Here is a 2841-nt window from a genome sequence, read left to right as displayed (position 1 = left end):
TACGGTTCCTGTTCGTCAGTACCGAGTTTTGTAGTCTCGCTTTCTTCAGGTGTAACCTCGCGGTTACCACCCTTGCGACTTACTAATGCTTCCAGACGTTACTCCAGCGCATAAGGGACTTACACCCTCTAAATAAATCCTTATATTGCTATAAGATAAAGATGCCCATACTGGGCACACACAATGGCTAAAACGTTCATATCCAGCAAAAGCTGGCTACGCCGTTTAGCCGCGACCGTTGGCATTAATATAACTGAACATGAGAAAAGTACTAAACTTCCTAATTATAATTTTAATTTTTGGATGCAACGAAAAGGTTGAATTGAATCAATCAGTCGCAACCGAATCTATTCTTGAACCTGATTTTACAATTACAGTTGATAAAAGTCATGATAAATTCAGTAGTTCTATCCCTCATCAAATCAAAGTTCCAAATGGAAGTGTAATTGAAGCATTTACGCTAGAAGCAACTGGTGGACAATTGAACATAAATTCAACATTAGAGGATTTTGAAAAAGTGGATATGGATAAAGTCCACACTTTAACCGGACCAATATATGTGGAAGATGCAGAAGTTGGGGATGTATTGGCAGTTGAATTATTGGATTTAGAACCTGGTGATTGGGGATGGACTGGTATGGGGCCAGAATTTGGATTTTTAGCAGGTGAAACAGAAGCGAAAGGATTTAAAACATATAAGCTAGATAAAGAAAATAATCTTGTCCATTTTTCTGATGACATAAGTATACCAATGAGACCATTCGCAGGAGTAATGGGTGTTGCGCCAAATACAGAAGAGATGCTGACAACTTTTCCGCCAAGAGCTAATGGAGGGAATATGGATGACCCAAATTTAGTTAAAGACGTAACTGTATATTTTCCTGTTTTCGTGAAAGGAGCATTATTCTCTATTGGAGATGCACACGCTGTTCAAGGCCTTGGAGAAGTTGTTGGAACAGCAGTAGAATGTGATATGCGTATACGTTTTAGATTAAGTGTTCTAAAAAACAAGAAAATAGCAGAACCCGAATATGAATCGAAAGATTATTATGCTACAACAGGCTTCGCAACGACTATAGATGAGGCAGCAAAAAAAGCTACTCGTTATATGGTAGAACATATTTCAGAGACATATGATATGCCACAAGAAGAGGCTTATATGCTTTGTTCACTTATTGGGGATTTAAAAATTGCCGAAGTTGTTGATTTACCAAATATGTTGGTGACTATGCATATTCCTAAAAATGTATTCAAAAAGTATAACAAAGAGCAATAAAGTCAAAACTTGATTATGAAACGTCTTATATTACTGCTAACCGTTATACTAACTCTAATATCATGCTCAACGGAAGATAAAATAGAAGATATCGTTGTAATTGGTGGAGGCTTGATGGGTAGCTCAACAGCATGGGAACTTTCGAAATATGGACAAAATATCTTGTTAATTGAACAGCAAGATTCAGTTTACACTTTTGGCTCTAGTCTCGGAGAAGCAAGAATTTCAAGAAGTTTAGGTCCAAAAGAAGACATTTTCTCATTTCTACAGCAAACCTCGGTAAAAGAAACTAAACATTTGATTGATTTTCTTAATAGAGGAGAGTTACAAGAATTGCACTCAATGCAAGACATTTACACTACTTCACCAGTTACTTACGTCTATTCTCAATCCCAATTAAAAGATGTTGAAAATTTGCTTGATGGACAATTAGATAGATATGAATATGCATCAAATAAAGAGGAAGCAGAAGAAAAATTTGGAATGAAAATTTCAGATACCACATTGGTTATTCGCGAATATAAAGAATACACTGGCACCCTTAATCCTAAAGTGTTAATCAAAAAACTACATCGAGGAATAAGGAAATCGGGAAATAGAATAAACTACAACCAAAAAGTTACCAGTTTAAAAAAAGAGGATGGAGTTTATAAAATAAAGATTAAAGATGCCAAAACAGGGACAAACAAAACCATATTGAGCAAAAAGGTAGTAGCCGCTGCTGGACCTTATAATGGTACTTTGGTAAAAGATGTAGCACCTTATTTTAGCGATTTGATAAATCCAAAGCGTTTATTTCTTTCATTTTTAAAAATAAAATCGGATAAATACAACATCCTTACAAGTGAACAAAAAAATAGACTACGGTCTTCTTATCCTGTTGCATATATTAATTCTGAAATATTCTATTCTATGATTGAAAAATATGATGAAAGTAATAGACCTATATTGAAAGTTGGTGGACATTTTTTGCGGACAGAAATTGAAGATTTGGATAGAGTTTGGAAAAAGGAATTGACAGAGCAGGAAATACTATGGAGTAAAATAAATACTGCGGATTATTTTGCTAAACTAGATTTGCCAATAAAATCTACTGATTTGGAATTTGCCAAGGGCTATTCTTGTGTTTATTCGTTAACAGAATCTGAAATACCTTATGTCAGTCAGGCAATAAACCATAGCATAGAAGTTGATTCTAGTTTTGTGCTTATTGGTGGAATGTCTGGCGTTGGTGCAAAAGGTTCACTTGCATATGGACTTATAGCAGCGGACTTCGTTTTAGGTAATGATAATAATTCATTGATGTATCAAAAAGCTAAATCAGCATTAGGTACACAAAGATTAATGAATGATATAGACAATATTGATAAATAAAATACTAATGCCAACAATGGCTCCTATGAAAAGCCCTAGTCCAGTTCTCTAAAGTTAGTATTTAATTTTCAATTACTTCATAATGATGGTTTTGGGGTGTTGAATCGTTGATAATTCCGATAGGATTATCAACCATTCAATACCATATAACTTGCTCGGCATCCTATATGTGATACACCGTTATCGGCGTT

2 protein-coding genes are annotated in these 2841 nt (G+C 34.9%); both read left to right on the top strand.

Annotation, left to right across the window (positions count from 1 at the left end):
- Positions 1-259: 259 nt before the first annotated feature.
- A complete protein-coding gene (locus tag BFP75_RS05955; RefSeq protein WP_099544256.1) occupies positions 260-1276 on the top strand; it encodes an acetamidase/formamidase family protein in 1017 nt (338 codons plus the stop codon).
- 15 nt (positions 1277-1291) lie between these two features.
- Positions 1292-2650 carry an NAD(P)/FAD-dependent oxidoreductase gene (locus tag BFP75_RS05950; RefSeq protein WP_099544254.1) on the top strand — a complete coding sequence of 453 codons (1359 nt, stop codon included), beginning with the start codon at positions 1292-1294 and terminating at the stop codon, positions 2648-2650.
- The last annotated feature ends 191 nt before the right edge of the window (positions 2651-2841 follow it).

Origin of the sequence: Maribacter sp. 4G9 (assembly GCF_002742265.1) — a bacterium.
Taxonomy (GTDB): Bacteria; Bacteroidota; Bacteroidia; order Flavobacteriales; family Flavobacteriaceae; genus Maribacter.
Note: the sequence above shows the minus strand (reverse complement) of the source record. Positions and strands in the feature narration are given on the sequence as shown.

What these genes read in the sequence shown, in the direction of transcription:
- BFP75_RS05955 (WP_099544256.1), top strand. Translation starts at nt 260, where the DNA reads ATGAGAAAAGTACTAAACTTCCTAATTATAATTTTAATTTTTGGATGC.
- BFP75_RS05950 (WP_099544254.1), top strand. Translation starts at nt 1,292, where the DNA reads ATGAAACGTCTTATATTACTGCTAACCGTTATACTAACTCTAATATCA.